Below are 16562 nucleotides of genomic sequence, written 5' to 3' on the forward strand. Positions count from 1 at the left end.
CGCTCGTGTTCGTATGCTTACCATAGGTATTCGACCCAAGTTCTCTGCTTTCCTCCTTCCGTCACAAAAAGTTACAACTACTAAAACAAGGCATGCCGGGACAGGGGTATAGCATATCCATAAGAATAGACAAGTTGGCCAGCGTTTCATTTCATTTGGGGAAGAAGGCGTGACCTTTGAGGAAACAGAGCTTTATACAAGGAACTTTAATCTTGCTTGCCGCCGGCATCATTAATCGAATGCTTGGATTTATACCCCGAATTGCTTTGCCACGCATCATTGGAGCAGAAGGTGTGGGTCTATATCAGCTCGCGTACCCATTCTTTATCGTGTTGGTTACTGTTATTACAGGCGGACTTCCCCTAGCAATTGCAAAGATGGTAGCCGAAGCAGAGGGAGAGAACCGCCCTGAGAAATCGCGGCAAATTTTACGGACTGGCCTTACTCTTAGTGTCGGACTAGGAATCTTCTTTACCATTGTTGCGCTGGTCAGTGCTTCATGGGTCTCCAATGTGATCTTAACAGACCACAGAGTTTATTATACTTTCATTGCCATGATCCCAATGATTGGAATTGTTGCTGTATCTGCAATATACCGCGGTTATTTTCAAGGTAGGCAGAACATGATTCCTTCTGCACTTTCTTCAGTTTTTGAGTCTATCGTGCGAATATTTTTTATGCTGTGGTTCTCTTGGCTGCTGTTACCCAAAGGAATCGCTTTTGCAGCTGCAGGGGCGATGCTAGGCGTAACGGTAGGAGAGATTGGCGGAATGTTAGCCATTCTGTGGCAATATTATGTCATCACGAAAAGGGATAAAAAAACAACCCCCATCCTAGAACAGCAAATGATTGAGAAGGAAGTTATACCTTCTGATCCAGATACCGTAAAATCAACTTCTCCCATACTAAGGCGTTTACTAGGTGTATCAATTCCTGTTACGGCAAGCCGGCTTGTCGGTTCTTTTTCCTATCTACTGGAATCTATAATTACCGTACGTAGTCTTGCACTAGCCGGAATCGCAACAGCCGCCGCGACTGCTCAATATGGGTCTTTACAGGGAATGGTTATTCCCTTACTGTTGCTTCCCGGAGCGTTAACTTCCTCTCTCGCGGTTTCTTTGGTTCCATCCTTGTCCGAGGCTGCCGCGAGAAAGGACCTGCCTACCATTCACAAACGAATGCATCAAGCGCTTCGACTAGCTCTTGTTACAGGGGCTCCCTTTGCTGTTCTTATGTATGTACTAGCAGTCCCACTATGCAACTTGTTATACGGAAATCCGGACACTGCTCCTATGCTAAAACTAATGGCCCCTTTCGCTTTGTTCATCTATGTTCAAGCCCCCTTACAAGCTGCACTTCAAGCAATGGACAGACCGGGAAGGGCACTCATCAATACTCTTATTGGGGCAGTAGTCAAAATCATTCTGATTATTATATTGGCTTCACAGCCAGAATACGGAATCTACGGCGCAATCATCGCCATTATTGTGAACAGCGTTCTTGTTACTCTTCTGCACGGGTACAGTGTAGTCAGTCTAATTTCATTATCCTTACGAATAACCGATACCATTAAAACCTTATGTGCAATGATCATTATGGGAGCAGGCGTGCGTTATGTATACATCTCCATTCCCATTGCAGAAGCACAATGGATTCAATTTTTATTTGCCTCTGCGGTAGGAATGGCCCTGTATTTCGGTCTCAGTCTATTAGCTGGCCTTATTTCCCTTCGTGATTTGGATCGACTGCCTTTCATTAAGCGTTGGCTTTAGAATGGTTATCGATTATCCAAACGGTCAACATAAACTCGGCCTTTATGGTCTATGGAGCAAAGAAAAACATCCCGAAAATCGGATACTCCCTTTTGGCGGATCTGAGTTCTTAGCCAGAACCTTGTTTTCCCTATCATCTCTAAATTTTGATCCTGGACCTTTCCATCCATAATCAGTGGAATAGGAAGCCCTTCATATCTGATTTTGTTCTTTGGCAGCTTAACTTTCTGACTGCTTACATCTGCTTCCTCTTCGGTCTTATTGTTCTCAGCAACTGAACTGCTATTGCCTGTCTGATTGGAAGATGACATTCCCTTGTCTTTCTCGAAAACGGTGAGCTGACCACTGGGCTCTAAAATCGCAAATTCCACATCAGCGGGACTAGCGATGTTCTGACCACGCAATTGTTGCAGCAGATCATCAATATTGTACCTTTGTTTACGCATTTCTCCCCGGTGCAGCTTGCCTCCAGAAATAAGTATGCTCGGTTTGCCGTCCATTAACAGCCGAATCTTTCTACTCTTAAGACTGAGCTGAGCAACCACAACTTGAATAATAACCAGTGTGGCCATCGGAACCAGACCTTCGTAAATCGGGCGATTAATATCCTCAATCACAAAAACAGCAATCTCAGCAATCATAATTGAGATCGTTAGATCAAATACAGATAGCTTACCGATTTCCCTCTTCCCCATGATACGCATGCACAGGAATATGAAGAAATACATCAGCACGGTCAAGAAAATATGGGTAGTGATATGCTGGGACATATAGCTTCGCTCCCCTCCACTCTCACCCGCAGACTTGTTTTCTCGGGCGGATTAATGTAACCCTATTCTGACCGCTCAGCACAGGGAACATTCGGAAGCTCACCTATTAATTAATGGTAAAAAGGCTGCAATGCCCATTCTTGTACTATTGGGGCAAGCCTTCCCATACAATGAATAATAACTTATGTAGATTATTTTTCTAAAAAAACTTTAGGAGGTTGTACCATGTATTTAATCCGGCGCCTGTTCTCATGGAGAATAGCCAATCCTGTATTGTCTGGCCTGTGTCGATCATTCCTTTGGATGCTGCTTGGCGCGTTTGTCCTCTCTCTTTTATTATGGGGCAGCGGTCTGAAGGAGCAGGATCTCTCAATGTACACTTATATAGTACACGGCATAGCCGCAGCATTCGGAGGACTAACCGCCGGTCGCAGAGCCACGAACAAAGGCTGGTATCAAGGAAGTCTTACAGGAATCTTTTACGGGATTATCGTTCTGTTAATTGGATTTCTAGCACTGGATAGCTCACCCTCTGGTGTTGACCTTCTTTGGGTTCTAGCTGCAGCAGCAATTGGTGCACTTGGTGGAATGTTTGGGGTTAATTTACAGAAAAGCTAAAATTATTATTCCATTAAATTCGAAACATTCCTTGGAAATATGTTAAACTGTGATCATCTGACTTCATAAAGAGAATCAAGGAGGCTTCGAATGCTTTGTTTTACCAATCAATGAATCATATTGTTTTGTACACAGTTGCATTAGTAGTGATATTAGTATGGATTGGCGCTCGTCGAAATCCAATCATGGCATTAGTTGAAATTGGGAAAGAGATGCTGCGATCCTATAAGTTTCTGCTACTGATGGTAGGCATGTTTGGTGTACTGGTCTTGAATAAATATGAACTACAAATTGAAGAAAAAATGCATCTTACCTCAGACTATACATCATTTGTATTTGGACTAGAGGGGCATTTTGTCCAAGCTGTTCAGGATATATTCTATAGTCCATGGCTAACGCCTATCATAGTTTTCTTCTACATTTTCATGCTTCAATCTGTACTGGCAGCTTCTCTAGGTGTCTATCTGTTAGATAAGAACCGTGTGATGCTGTACGCCACCTGCTATGCTATTATCATTAACTATGCTGTAGCTATTCCATTCTACCTATACTTCCCTGTAAATGAGGTATGGTCCTATGTACCTGCAGGCGTTAGATTTACTATGCTGGATGTATTTCCTAAGTTTGAGCAAGAGTACCGCCCTCTATCCGGTCTCAACAACTGCTTCCCGAGTCTACATACGTCCATTTCCGTTACGATGGCTTTACTGGCATTCCGTTCTGGAAACCGCCGGTGGATGGTCATTACGAGTATTTCCGCAGTCGTAATCGTCTTTGGTATATTTTATCTGGGCATTCATTGGCTTACAGATATGATAGGCGGCACTCTGCTAGCAGTCCTAGCTTCAACAGTTGGTGTACAGCTTGCCAAATTAACCTTACGGGGACGTGAAGAATCGCTCACAGTTCGCAGCCGAATAACGGATATGCGTTAAACCCTTAGATCACGATGAAAGATGAACGTCAAAAAAGCGGTGTCACTCTCTTAACGAGAAGACACCGCTTTTTATGTACTTATTAATAACGAAACTATACTTTCTCCTCCACATCCGTGGCAACGGAGTGACTAATGGAACCGCGATCAAAGGTCAGTTTAGTTACATCATTGACCCGTAGAACCACGATATCATCGGAAATCTCCATGATCGTACCGTGAAGACCACCAATAGTAACGATTTTATCGCCCTTTTTCAGAGACTTCAACATTGCATTACGTGTTTTGGTCTTCTTCTGTTGCGGACGAATCAGCAAGAAGTAGAATACTACAAACATAAGTACGAATGGACCTACGAGACCCAGTATACTACCTCCGCCTGTTGCTGCTGCATATTGAAACATATTTCTCCCCCCTTTCAAAGCACATTAAAACATGGACCTCAACGAAGCTTTAGAAGCCTTTAAGATTATCATATAATCCGTATTTAGCAAAAAACTCATCGCGAAAATCAAGCAGCCGATCTTCCTTGATGGCTTCGCGCACTTTACGCATCAAATCCAACAGGAAGTGCAAGTTATGGTATGTCGTCAATCTAAGTCCGAAGGTTTCATCGGCTTTGATTAGATGGCGCAAATAAGCGCGGGAATAATTCCGGCATGTATAGCAGTTGCACTCCGGATCAAGCGGCCCAAAATCGCGGGCATACTTTGCGTTGCGTACAACGAGTCTTCCCTGACTGGTCATCGTTGTTCCATTACGAGCAATACGGGTAGGCAGAACGCAGTCGAACATGTCCACTCCCCGGATTGATCCTTCCAACAGCGCATCCGGTGAACCAACGCCCATCAAATAGCGAGGTTTGCCTTGTGGCAGCAGGGGAACTGTATAATCCAGCACTTCATACATTAGCTGCTTGGACTCTCCGACGCTGAGCCCCCCAATAGCATACCCCGGGAAATCCATGGAAGTCAAATCTGCTGCGCTCTGACGGCGAAGATCCTCATACATACCACCTTGCACGATAGCAAATAGACCTTGATCATTTGGACGGGCGTGACTTTTCAGGCATCTTTCCGCCCAGCGTGTGGTACGCTCCAGTGATTTTTTCACGTAGTCATATTCCGCTGGGAATGGAGGACATTCATCGAATGCCATCATGATATCAGAACCAAGTGCGTTCTGAACTTCCATAGCTACTTCAGGAGACAAGAACTTCTTATCCCCATTTAGATGGGAACGGAAATGAACGCCTTCTTCGGTAATCTTGCGCATGTCACTAAGCGAGAATACTTGAAACCCGCCGCTATCCGTTAGAATGGGGCGGTCCCAGTTCATGAACTTATGCAGTCCGCCTGCTTCACGAACAATATCATGGCCCGGTCTCAGGAACAAATGGTACGTATTGCTCAAAATAATATGAGCATCCATCTCCTTCAGTTCTTCAGGACTCATTGTCTTGACTGTAGCTTGTGTGCCGACTGGCATAAATGCTGGTGTCTCAATCACACCATGTGGAGTATGGACTCTTCCAAGTCTTGCTCCGGATTGTTTGCACGTTTTGATGTGCTCATAAGTAATTGCTGCCATAAGTTAACCCATCCTCTTACCTTAGTAAATAAACATTGCATCTCCAAAGCTAAAAAACCGGTACTTCTGCTCTATCGCTTCTTCATAAGCAGCTAGAATATGTTCCCGACCTGCCAAAGCACTAACCAACATCACCAAAGTAGACTTCGGCAAATGAAAATTAGTAATTAACGCATTAACTACACTAAACTTATAGCCCGGATAGATGAAAATATCCGTCCAGCCACTACATTCCACTAATGGACCGCCTGCACATTGTCTTCCGACTGTTTCAAGTGTCCGACAAGAAGTCGTCCCTACCGCTATAATGCGACCACCTTGTTCCTTGGTAGCATTTATAGTATCTGCTGTTTCTTGAGACATTACAAAATACTCTGAATGCATAACATGCTCTTCAACCTTCTCAACAGACATCGGACGGAACGTTCCGAGACCTACATGAAGTGTAATATAAGCAATATTCACACCCTTGGCTTCAATCTGATCCAACAGTTCTTTGGTAAAATGAAGCCCTGCTGTAGGAGCAGCAGCTGATCCCTCATGCTTAGCATAAACGGTCTGATATCGTTCCCGATCATCAAGTGTTTCCTTAATATAAGGAGGCAGTGGCATTGTTCCCAGCCTGTCCAGAATCTCCTGGAAAATACCCTGATAAATGAACCGAAGCGTTCGTCCCCCCATATCAGCCTCATCCTCAATAACCGCACGAAGCTCATCACTAAAGATGATAACCGCTCCTGTCTTGAGCTTTTTACCTGGCTTTACAAGAGCTTCCCATCGATCGTCTCCCAGATTCTTAAGGAGAAGCACTTCAGCTTTAGCCCCCGTATCTTCTTTAGCCCCAAACAATCTGGCAGGAATGACTCTCGTATCATTCAGAACAAGCGTATCTCCCGGTTGAAAATAATTAATAATATCGGTAAAATGCCGGTGAGCCAGCTCCCCATCCTCCTTATTTACTAAGAGCAGTCTAGAAGAGCTACGGTCAGAGAGTGGTGTCTGGGCAATTAATTCTTCCGGTAAATTAAAATCATATGCGTCTACATTCATGGTCTGTCTTCATTCCTTAACTATAGTAACGTTCTGATAATAGTGTTGCAATATCTGCTTGTAATCATACCCGCTGTCAGCCATGCCTTTCACGCCCCATTGCGACATGCCTAGACCATGACCGTATCCTTGGCCAATGAACAGAAAGCCCGAACTGTTAGTAATCGCTCTGGCTGAGGAATCCCCCCCCATCACTACAGTTCCACTACCGTTCACATTAACCTTACCTGATGCAGAGAGTACACCTGCGCTCTGTGAACTTCCAATCGTGCTGGTAGCACCGTCAGCGCCTAATACAGTATAACTTCCGGCTGGTACAATATCAAACAATGTACTTGGCAATCCATTGAACGCAGAACGGAACATATCAGGATATTTCACATCCAGTGCCTGACCATTTGCTTTCACCTGAATCGCTCTTCCAGAAGGGCCGCGCTGAGTGACCTGCAAATTAAGGATGCTAGAAGGGAGCGTGCTAGTTGTTTTACCCTGCAAGCTTTTTAGAAGGTCGGCAGAGGTATATGGCCCTTTGATCCAGCTATAACTACCGGACTCATAGACTTTGTCTAGAACAACAGCATTCTCGCCCGGATTCAACTTGCCTACCGCACTTACACTACTTTCAACAGCAGGAAGGGGGCGCACATTGACATCTTTAGTGGTAGCTGTCGCTATATCCAGTCCCGCTGCTGTTTTATTTCCTGTCAATTTAATGTTATCCTCACGTGCATATCCAGAGGTTCCATTAGCGAGCAGTAAATAATACCACTTCTTAGCGGCCGCGGTAGCTGCGACATCCTCTTTGCTGGGAACGCTGGCAAACGCATCTCCACCATTGCCCCATACCTCCGATGGATCAGAGGTTACTCCACCACTGTTCGAGGAGAATACAGCCTCTATAACTTTACCACCACTCATCAATACTTCACCGGCAGTAGCATCCACTGCCTTAATAATAACTGGAGCCTCTGATCCGATTCCGTTATATACCTGACTCAATGTAGAATCTACTACATTCGCTACTTCGAAACGGTTGCCTTGCGCCATTGCATAGCTTCGGGCGGCGACAGCCTGAGCCTTTAGAGCTTCATCCGGCCAGCTGGAGGAAACCTCTCCTCCAACCACTGCATACAAATATTGTTCCAGTGGCACTTCATTGATAACCGCAAGGGAACCTCTCAAATTACTTAACTCCATATTTCCACGGTAGGTACGCTTGGATCTTTCTTCGAGCTGAATTCCAGCCTCACTGCCAACGGCCAAAAATTTAGCATCATTTCCGGAAACCATATAATGATTAGCCTGTGTCTCGCTGCTAAGGTCCAGCCCAGCATCCAAACGCATGATTAACCCAGGTGAAGTTGCAGCGGACATAGCAAGCTGTGGCAATGCTGCAGACACTGTGGTCTGAACAGCAGCCAAATCTTTGTCGTTTGCAGCTTCGCCTACCCATACCTCAAACTGGGCACTGCCATCACTTCCTGAAAGAAACACCTTCCAGGCATCAAAACCAGCAGCTGTAATACTACTCAGAGCAGTATCAGCTTCTTGTTCCGAAGAATAGCGACCCGCCGATAAATGCTTATCCCCTTTCACCGCAGGGGTTTGATCAGCAGGACTGCCGAGTCCTGCCTTTACTACACGGGCAAGCCCATCCTTGGCAGCAGCTTCACTGACATAGACACCAGTATACAACTGATACACATTGGTTCCATTTCTAGAAATCATATAAATTTGAGGCTTATCAGAGGTAGACTGAAGCTTTTTAGCCGCATCAGCAGCTGTTTTCCAGCTTGAAGTCTCCATAACCTTTACTCTATAACCATCCACACTAACACGTATTCTGCTCTGGGCAGGCACCAATAACAAAGGAGTGCTCCCTGGTTGGTTTGACATCAAAGTGAAGCTTTGTGTCGATTGCATAGTTACTACTGGCACGGTAGATTTATATTTACTACCAATATCGGCATAAAGGGCAACTCGAATCGTACTATTAGAATCGGCATGACTGGCGCCCGCAGGGATCAAGAGACTTCCCACAGCAATCGCAGCTGCCAGCAATCCTTTGCTTAGTGGAGCTATTCCTCCCCATTTCATCTTCGTATGCTTCATCCAGCATCCTCCTTTTAAATGTAGTTACTGACTCAGTGCTGCTCCGGAGGGAGCGGAAGGCCTAAGTGATGATAAGCGGCCGGGGTTACAATTCTTCCACGAGGGCTCCGCTGCAAGAACCCTATCTGCAGCAGGTAAGGCTCATAAACATCCTCAATCGTCTGACTTTCCTCACCAATTGTAGCAGCAATCGTATCCAGACCTACAGGACCGCCACGAAAGCTTGAAATCATTGCTCTTAACATCTTATGATCGATGCTATCCAACCCACGTGGGTCTACTTGCAGCATCTTCAGGGCTTCCCCGGAAATCTCCGGGGTTATAATCCCATCGCCGCGAACTTGAGCAAAATCACGAACTCGCTTCAGGAGCCGGTTCGCAATCCGCGGCGTTCCACGGGAACGAAGCGCTATCTCTTCCGCCGCATCTCCGACAATCTCAATCCCTAAAAGATCTGCATTTCGAGCAACAATGAAGCTTAGCTCATCTATGGTATAGAACTCCAAGCGGCTGACCACTCCGAAACGATCTCGTAGTGGCGCTGACAGCAGGCCAGCACGGGTGGTAGCACCTATAAGTGTAAAAGGCGGCAAATCCAATCGTACCGAACGGGCACTTGGCCCTTTGCCGATCATGATATCCAGCGCGAAGTCCTCCATCGCCGGATACATTACCTCCTCCACCGTCCGGTGTAAGCGGTGAATTTCATCAATGAACAGCACGTCGCCTTCCTGCAGGTTCGTCAGCAGGGCGGCTAAATCTCCCGGCCGCTCTATAGCAGGACCGGATGTTGTTCGTAAATTCACACCCAGCTCATTGGCGATAATGTTCGCAAGTGTTGTTTTACCGAGACCTGGAGGCCCGTAGAGCAGCACATGATCCAGCGCTTCACTTCTCATTTTGGCTGCTTCGATATATATTTTCAGGTTTTCTTTCACCTGATTCTGTCCGATATATTCTCCCAGATAACGAGGGCGTAAGCTTAATTCTACGGCTTGCTCGTCCATCATTAAATTAGCGGATATAATCCGGTCATCCATTCCTATCGCTCCCTTTCTTCAGGATGTGTTCGGTTTTACTTAGCAATATATAATAGCCCAAGTGCTTTCTTCATCAACACATCTACAGTCCCTGTCTCTGCGCCCTCTTTCTTCATAGCGAGCCATACACGGTCCAATTCACTTTCGGTATAGCCCAATCCCTTAAGGGCATCTCTAGCTTCTTGCCAAGCTAATCCATCCGCTCTTTCTTCCATTGGAACTGCAAATAATCCCGTTTGCATCGAAGCCATACTGAGTCCGTCCAGCTTGTCCTTCAAATCTAAGATCATCCGCTGCGCCGTCTTCTTGCCAATGCCCGGCAGTTTCGTTAAGAAGGTTATATTCTCTTGGTAAATTGCCGAGATCAACTGATCTGGAGTCCCACCTGTCAGTATTCCGAGCGCAACCTTCGGACCGATCCCGGATACCTCAATCAACTTGCGGAACAATTTTTGCTCCTCCCGAGTCGGGAACCCGAACAGAAGCGTCGCATCCTCACGTGTTTGATAATGAATATAGATCGTTACAGGTCCTTCTACTTTAGCAAAAGCATAAGGGTTCGGGCAGAATACCCGGTATCCTACGCCCTGCACATCCAGCACCACATATTCCGACTCTAAATGAACGACGGGTCCTCTTAAGAAATCTATCATTTTCGCAATACCTCATTTAATTTAGAATTAAGACTGCTCGAATGGGCATGACATACCGCTACCGCTAGTGCATCGGCCACATCATCCGGTTTAGGGATCGCCGATAATTTCAGCAACAGCTTCACCATTTCCTGTACCTGCCGCTTCTCAGCCTTACCATAACCAACTACTGCCTGCTTCACCATCATAGGTGTATATTCCGACACGGGTAAGCCACGCTGTACAGCAGCTAATATCGTCACTCCGCGGGCCTGAGCTACTGGCAATGCTGTTGTAACATTACGTGCGAAGAACAACTTCTCTATCGCTACAGCATCAGGTTTATATTTATCAATAAGCTGACCCATGCCTTCATAGACATGCAGCAGACGTTCTTCCTCAGGCGTATGAGCCTCGGTTTGGATACAACCATATTGGACTGGGGTCAATTTATGACCTTCCTTATCCACAAAGCCAAAACCGACAATCGCCAGCCCCGGATCAATTCCCAAAATGCGCAAACACGATCTCTCCTCTATAACAGGCAGTTTATTCCACCGTTTTCATCCATTACTCCGCTACGAAGCGAACATATGTATTCCTTCAAACCATTATAGCAAAAATACCTCTTCCGGGAGAAAAAAAGTTTACCCTCTGATGCGAAATGACAACTTTAGGCCTATAATGAGAACCTCAAAACTTCTTATATTTGCAAAGAAAAAGCTGCCCTATAGCCATTAATAATGACTTTAGGACAGCTGATATGCTTAAGGATGCTATTGCTTATTCTGCATGACATGTTCTGCAGCCTCACGCGCGTAGTCACTGAAGGTGGACAATACGCTATTGTACTCTTCAATATCTTGTACACGAATGCCCTCATGAAGCTCTTTCCAAATACTTTCCGGCAGAGAGGATTTCAAGGAACCCATATCCATTTGAAAAAAAGTCTTCAGCACCTTTTCCTGTACCGGAGGCCCTTTAAATAATTTCAAGTTCCCAAATGCATCGACTCCGATATAGGCTTCTTTTTTCGTCAGGGTCGATAGATCATTCACTTTTTGTTCCAGCCACAAATCTCCATCGCTGCTAATCCAACCGCTCCATGCAGAGTGTTCGTGAATTATCTTTTTAAGCTGAAGCGGGTTCTTTACACCTGGCAATGTCTGAACTTCTTCTCCAGATACATACGATATTTTTAAATGAACGGTTCTGCTGAGTCCGCTTTGAGCGATCGTCTGCAACAGTTGTTCGTTTTTTATGGTGCCCTTCTCTTTCTCCTCACCGCTGTCCACGCCTACTTTAAATACAGCTGCGGCCAACTCACTTTCGGCACTATCCGTCCAACTAGAATCCGTCAGCAGGCCACTGATTTCCTCAGGTACCTGCATGCTGCGCCAGGCCAGTACAGTAAGAGCTAAACAAGCTGCCCCTACCCAAAGCGCCTTTTTCCAACGTCTCCATCGCTGCCAAAGTTGTTTTTTTATGCGCGACACGTTAATCCCTTCATTCTGGTTTTTCCCTATTGTGACCTGAGAAGGGATCATTTATGCGCTTTTCTGTGAATAATCGATATTTTATTACAATTATAAGGTTGACCTTGCAGTTTAAGCGTTTGGAATAACCGGCAGCTTCACATGGCTTGGATATTTACTATTATGGTAAACGGTCTGCAGAACAGTAATTGCTTCTGTATCTTCATATGGATTATTACCTGTGTTCGTATTAGGGAAAGCAACGAATTTACTGGACGAGGTGATCGAGAACCGAACCCGGTGCCCCACTGCAAATCTATGGGCAATATTGGGCATGAAAATATCATATTCCTCTACTTGGCCAGGCGTGAGCAGTTCAGGTGCATCAAATCCATGACGATATTTAGCTCTAACAATATAGTTAGATAACCGGATAGAGTCGCCTTGTTCATTCACATCGCTAAGCGTAACTACCCAATCTGTATCCTTACCTGTACTAGCAGCGTAGATCACAGCTGACAATTCCCCAGCGATAGTCAATTCTTCCTTCAACACTTCACTGGTGTACACAAGGATATCATTCCGCAGCTCGTATTTCCGTAAATTTTCAGGCTCTCGCTCACCGCTATCATTCATCGGATCATTTGGGTTATAGACGTAAGTATCTTCGGGAGAGTGTTCCTCTGGTGCTGTGAGCAGCTTCCCATCACCTTGTCCTGAATTAGCCCGGCCCCCACTGGAAAGATAGAAAGGAGAAGTCACTGCTTCAGCAGGTGTCCAATCCTCCGATGTTCTCCACTGATTCTCGCCAACGACATAATAAGAGGCTCTAGGCTCCTGATCTATTCCATTCGGAATACCTTTCAAGAAACGGTCAAACCAGCGCAGGACAGAAACATCGTAATCATAAACCACTGCATCATTGCCAAAGCTTAACCCCTCATAGTCTCTGGCTCTGTTGGGTCCATGCTCCCATGCCCCCAGACGGATTTTCCGGTTCGGCACATCATGTTCAGTCAGCATTCTCCATGTCTCTGATACCCCAGGGCTGTCCCCGTCATACCAGCCTGAGATTACATACATAGGGACCTGTACCTGATCCCCGCGTTCCGTAAAGGTACAGTTTCTCCAGAAATCATCATACTCCGGATGCTGGCTCCACAGATCCCAAGGACCTGATGCTTTGCCGATCATTTGCTGTGGAATCTCCTTAATCGGTCTCGCATCGACGGCCGCTTCTGGGTTCACCGTTATGCCCCCAAAAATATCAAAATCCGTCCGGGTACCCACAGATTGTGCAAGCGTCCAAGACAAGAGCGGCCAAGAGCAAAGCGTTCCACCCTTACGCGCTGTATCTACAAACGGTGAGCCAACATTCACTTCATCCACCACAGCCTTCAAATTAGGGTGTCCACTGGTCGCCGCCGAGACAACAACAAAGCCGAGATAGGACGCGCCCCACATTCCAACATTGCCATCTGACCAATCCTGCGCGATAATCCAATCGATCGTATCGTAGCCATCATCCCGTTCATTATAAAAAGGAATCAATTCCCCTTCCGAATCCGCCCGACCTCTAACGTCCTGTGACACCACTGCATAACCTTTGTTAGCCCATCTCATAAAAATCTCTTTTTTTCCGTTACGGTCATAGCAGGTTCTCACAAGAATCGTCGGCAGCTTGGTTCCCGGCTGAATGCCCTCAGGAAGAAACACATCCGTAGCCAGTCTCACGCCATCACGCATCGGAATCAGATCCGTACCCAAATCATTCACACCATACTCGGGCTTGGACAAAAGGGGATCATCATAAACAACCAGAGGCGTCAGCTTCTCATATCCTGCTTTAACAATCAGCTCAATGCCATACCGGTTCGGCGTAAGAAAAGCAATAATCTCACCATCCAAGGTCACAATATCCAGTGCCGTCTCTTTTCGTAACGCCCATACTTGTGAAGTAAGCTCACGGCCATCCAATACAGCCTGATACTGAATATGCTTTTGATAAAGATCGCCATTACTTAGGACTACCTCATCATTGGCCCACTCTGCTTTAGCGTATGCGTCCATGTATTCGTGGATTTTTTGAAATGGAAGGACGGTCTTGAACTGGCTATCCAGCACATTGTATTGCATTTGTGTTCGTCTGCGTGGATCAACCTTAGCGAGCATAATTTGTTGTTCCGTGAAATGTATTTTCCCTGAATAAATGCCAGAACAGTAGAAGTTAAATGCAGTAGTGTTCAAGTATGTTGTCATCTATTTATCCCCTATCCCCAAATTTCTTCAAATACGCGCAGCCAGTTACCACCCATAATCTTTGCAATATCCTCATCCTTATAACCGCGAGCCACTAGACCTCTAGTAAAGTTGATAAAATAGCTATATTTTTCAAGCCCAGCAACGGTTTCAGTAGAAGGTCCGTCTCCTTTGGCAAATCCTAGCTTAGGTGCAATATGTTCTTTAAAATAAATCAATGACCAGAGCACATCGCTCATCGGCCAATCCGTTCCAATCCCGACATGATCCACGCCTACAAGCCGAATCACATATTCGATATGATCTAGCACATGATCAATGGTCGTATGGTTAGGATCTTCATGAACAAACCACGGCATAGCAAAAATACCGACGACTCCACCCGTCTTAGAGATCGCGATGATTTCCTCATCACTTTTGCAGCGCATATGCGGATAGATGGCCTCAACACCCGTGTGTGAAGCAATGACCGGAGTCTTAGAGTACTGGCAGGCATCGAGTGTTGTTTGTTTTCCGCAATGTCCCGTATCTACAATGATCCCGAGCTTGTTGAGGCGCTCAATGAATCTTTTTCCATAATTCGTAATTCCAGCGTTCGACTGTTCTGCACAGCCTGCACCGACCTGATTCTGATTGTTATAGGTTAATTGTAAAATTCTTAAGCCAAAATTATGTAACACATCTAATAGGTCCAGATTGGTACCTAGGCCATCCGTTTCTTGCGCCGTGATAATACCCGCCTTATGGCCATTACGCTTGGCTGCACGTATGTCCTCTGCGGTTAAAGCTTTCACTAACCAATCTGCGGAGTCGAACTGAAGCTGAACTTCAGCCATACTATTGATCATGCTTTCTAAGGACTCTAAATGAAGCTCCCGGTTACCCGCGGTAATTCCCGATTTATACCATTCACTTTTATACTCAGGAATCTCACCGCTGGCCGACAGCTTTGTGATCATTTTTGCTGGCATGCTGCTGTATATCATCGGCTCATCTTTATAGGGCTCACACAGCTCTTTTATTTTTTCAGACACAGACTCTGGAATTGCGTTTGGAGATAAGGGACCTTGAAATAGCAAATCAATATTAATGTTCTGCTCGTGCAAACGTACTGCCCGTTCTTCTTCCTGCTCCGTCAACTTGAAATCATACAAACCTTCATATGTACTCATCGTGTGGTCGCTCCTTAGAATGCAATTTCAATGCCTTTTTGTAATTTAACAGCTTCATTATAAATGAAGTTAGCCGCTGCTAAATCTTCTATCGCAAGTCCTAGTCCTTTAAAAAGAGTGATCTCATCAGCTGTAGCTCTGCCCTCAATATGCCCGCTGATCAGTTCACCGATTTCACCGATGATATGACCTGAATTAATCACGCCTTCCTTCAGCGGAATTAAATAATCCCCTGATTCATGATGTGCGGATTCCAATCGGTCAACATATAACTTAGCTAACCGAACGGTCTCCGAATCCAGCTCGCGATCCGCAGATCTGCACGCTCCAATAGCGTTGATATGTACTCCGTGCTTCAGCCATTCTCCTTTGAGCACAGGCTCTGTGGATGCTGTTACGGTACAAATGATATCTGCAGGGCTGACTGCCTCTTGAGCAGACTCCGCCACTATTATATCCACACCATATTTAGGGCTCATTTCTGCTTGAAAATCTCTTGCCTTTGCAGGTGTTCTATTCCAAACTCTGACCTCACGAATCGATCGAACCAGTAACATCGCTTCCAGATGGCTTTTGGCTTGTTCACCCGTGCCCAGAATGGCAAGCACCTCTGCATCTTCTCTGGCCAGATAACGAGTGGCTACTGCGCTAACAGCCGCTGTGCGAATTGCAGTAATCTTCTGTCCATCTACTACAGCTTTCAGAACACCGGTAGAAGAATCGAATAACGTAACAAGCCCTTGATGGGAAGGTAAACCTGAGCCATGATTACTTGGAAACACACTGATGATCTTGGCGCCTGCTACTTCTTCGCTCTGCAAAAAGCCCGGCATTAAGCCAATCAGATTGCCTTGGTGCAGCGGGAGTACTTGTCTTAAGCTTTGTATGGCTTGTCCTGCGGACAAATCCTTCAAAACGGATTCCATCACAGTGATGCAAGACTCCATTGCTAATAACTCAGCCACTTCATTTTGATTAATAACTAGCATAAGACAAACCTCCATTACTTCATTGTGGCAAGAAAACAAATATGGGAACACAAAATTATTCTTTATATCATAACTTATACGCTTTAAATATTCATGTATAAAGCTGGAATTCAGGAATTTGTTTAACCACTAGCTATTCGCTATACTTA

Annotated in this window: 15 protein-coding genes; 3 read left to right on the forward strand and 12 right to left on the reverse strand. The window is 45.5% G+C overall.

Annotated features, from left to right (window positions below; translation table 11 throughout):
• The first annotated feature begins 176 nt into the window (after window positions 1-176).
• Window positions 177-1772 carry a stage V sporulation protein B gene (spoVB, locus tag ACN6KS_RS23870; RefSeq protein WP_440960644.1) on the forward strand — a complete coding sequence of 532 codons (1596 nt, stop codon included), beginning with the start codon at window positions 177-179 and terminating at the stop codon, window positions 1770-1772.
• A 5-nt stretch (window positions 1773-1777) separates the two neighbouring features.
• On the opposite strand, the gene ACN6KS_RS23875 is transcribed toward spoVB, so the two are convergent.
• Complete coding sequence (locus ACN6KS_RS23875) at window positions 1778-2542, reverse strand: DUF421 domain-containing protein (RefSeq protein WP_094874234.1); 765 nt, start codon at window positions 2540-2542, stop codon at window positions 1778-1780.
• A 225-nt stretch (window positions 2543-2767) separates the two neighbouring features.
• Here ACN6KS_RS23875 and ACN6KS_RS23880 point away from each other — a divergent pair, with 225 nt between their 5' ends.
• Window positions 2768-3160, forward strand: coding sequence for a TIGR04086 family membrane protein (locus tag ACN6KS_RS23880; RefSeq protein ID WP_042191121.1), 393 nt, complete (start codon window positions 2768-2770; stop codon window positions 3158-3160).
• Window positions 3161-3255: 95 nt separating this feature from the next.
• The gene (locus tag ACN6KS_RS23885) at window positions 3256-4095 is read left to right on the forward strand and encodes a phosphatase PAP2 family protein (protein WP_256990033.1); all 840 of its coding nucleotides are present in this window, start codon (window positions 3256-3258) and stop codon (window positions 4093-4095) included.
• A 94-nt stretch (window positions 4096-4189) separates the two neighbouring features.
• Here ACN6KS_RS23885 and yajC read toward each other — a convergent pair whose 3' ends face one another.
• The 11 genes from yajC to ACN6KS_RS23940 form a co-directional block, all read right to left on the reverse strand.
• Window positions 4190-4498: a preprotein translocase subunit YajC gene (gene yajC, locus ACN6KS_RS23890; protein WP_042191123.1), complete on the reverse strand. Its 309-nt coding sequence runs from the start codon at window positions 4496-4498 to the stop codon at window positions 4190-4192.
• 49 nt (window positions 4499-4547) lie between these two features.
• Window positions 4548-5684 carry a tRNA guanosine(34) transglycosylase Tgt gene (gene tgt / locus ACN6KS_RS23895; protein WP_042130504.1) on the reverse strand — a complete coding sequence of 379 codons (1137 nt, stop codon included), beginning with the start codon at window positions 5682-5684 and terminating at the stop codon, window positions 4548-4550.
• 21 nt (window positions 5685-5705) lie between these two features.
• Window positions 5706-6734 (reverse strand): tRNA preQ1(34) S-adenosylmethionine ribosyltransferase-isomerase QueA, encoded by a 1029-nt coding sequence (gene queA, locus ACN6KS_RS23900; RefSeq protein WP_440960645.1) that lies wholly within the window; start codon window positions 6732-6734, stop codon window positions 5706-5708.
• 9 nt (window positions 6735-6743) lie between these two features.
• The gene (locus ACN6KS_RS23905; RefSeq protein ID WP_440960646.1) at window positions 6744-8846 is read right to left on the reverse strand and encodes a SpoIID/LytB domain-containing protein; all 2103 of its coding nucleotides are present in this window, start codon (window positions 8844-8846) and stop codon (window positions 6744-6746) included.
• Between the two features lie 32 nt (window positions 8847-8878).
• A complete protein-coding gene (gene ruvB / locus ACN6KS_RS23910) occupies window positions 8879-9886 on the reverse strand; it encodes a Holliday junction branch migration DNA helicase RuvB (RefSeq protein ID WP_042191128.1) in 1008 nt (335 codons plus the stop codon).
• Window positions 9887-9921: 35 nt separating this feature from the next.
• Complete coding sequence (gene ruvA / locus ACN6KS_RS23915) at window positions 9922-10539, reverse strand: Holliday junction branch migration protein RuvA (protein ID WP_094874232.1); 618 nt, start codon at window positions 10537-10539, stop codon at window positions 9922-9924.
• Complete coding sequence (gene ruvC / locus ACN6KS_RS23920) at window positions 10536-11039, reverse strand: crossover junction endodeoxyribonuclease RuvC (RefSeq protein ID WP_036677679.1); 504 nt, start codon at window positions 11037-11039, stop codon at window positions 10536-10538. The genes ruvA and ruvC overlap by 4 nt, the downstream gene beginning before the upstream one ends.
• Window positions 11040-11294: 255 nt before the next feature.
• Window positions 11295-12014 (reverse strand): BofC C-terminal domain-containing protein, encoded by a 720-nt coding sequence (locus tag ACN6KS_RS23925; protein WP_179281752.1) that lies wholly within the window; start codon window positions 12012-12014, stop codon window positions 11295-11297.
• A gap of 111 nt (window positions 12015-12125) precedes the next feature.
• A complete protein-coding gene (locus ACN6KS_RS23930; protein ID WP_440960647.1) occupies window positions 12126-14252 on the reverse strand; it encodes a CocE/NonD family hydrolase in 2127 nt (708 codons plus the stop codon).
• A gap of 11 nt (window positions 14253-14263) precedes the next feature.
• The gene (locus tag ACN6KS_RS23935; protein ID WP_440960648.1) at window positions 14264-15424 is read right to left on the reverse strand and encodes a dipeptidase; all 1161 of its coding nucleotides are present in this window, start codon (window positions 15422-15424) and stop codon (window positions 14264-14266) included.
• 14 nt (window positions 15425-15438) lie between these two features.
• The gene (locus tag ACN6KS_RS23940) at window positions 15439-16413 is read right to left on the reverse strand and encodes an ornithine cyclodeaminase family protein (protein ID WP_440960649.1); all 975 of its coding nucleotides are present in this window, start codon (window positions 16411-16413) and stop codon (window positions 15439-15441) included.
• Window positions 16414-16562: the final 149 nt, after the last annotated feature.

Source organism: Paenibacillus nitricinens (assembly GCF_052056485.1).
In the GTDB taxonomy this organism is placed as follows: domain Bacteria; phylum Bacillota; class Bacilli; order Paenibacillales; family Paenibacillaceae; genus Paenibacillus_AQ; species Paenibacillus_AQ nitricinens.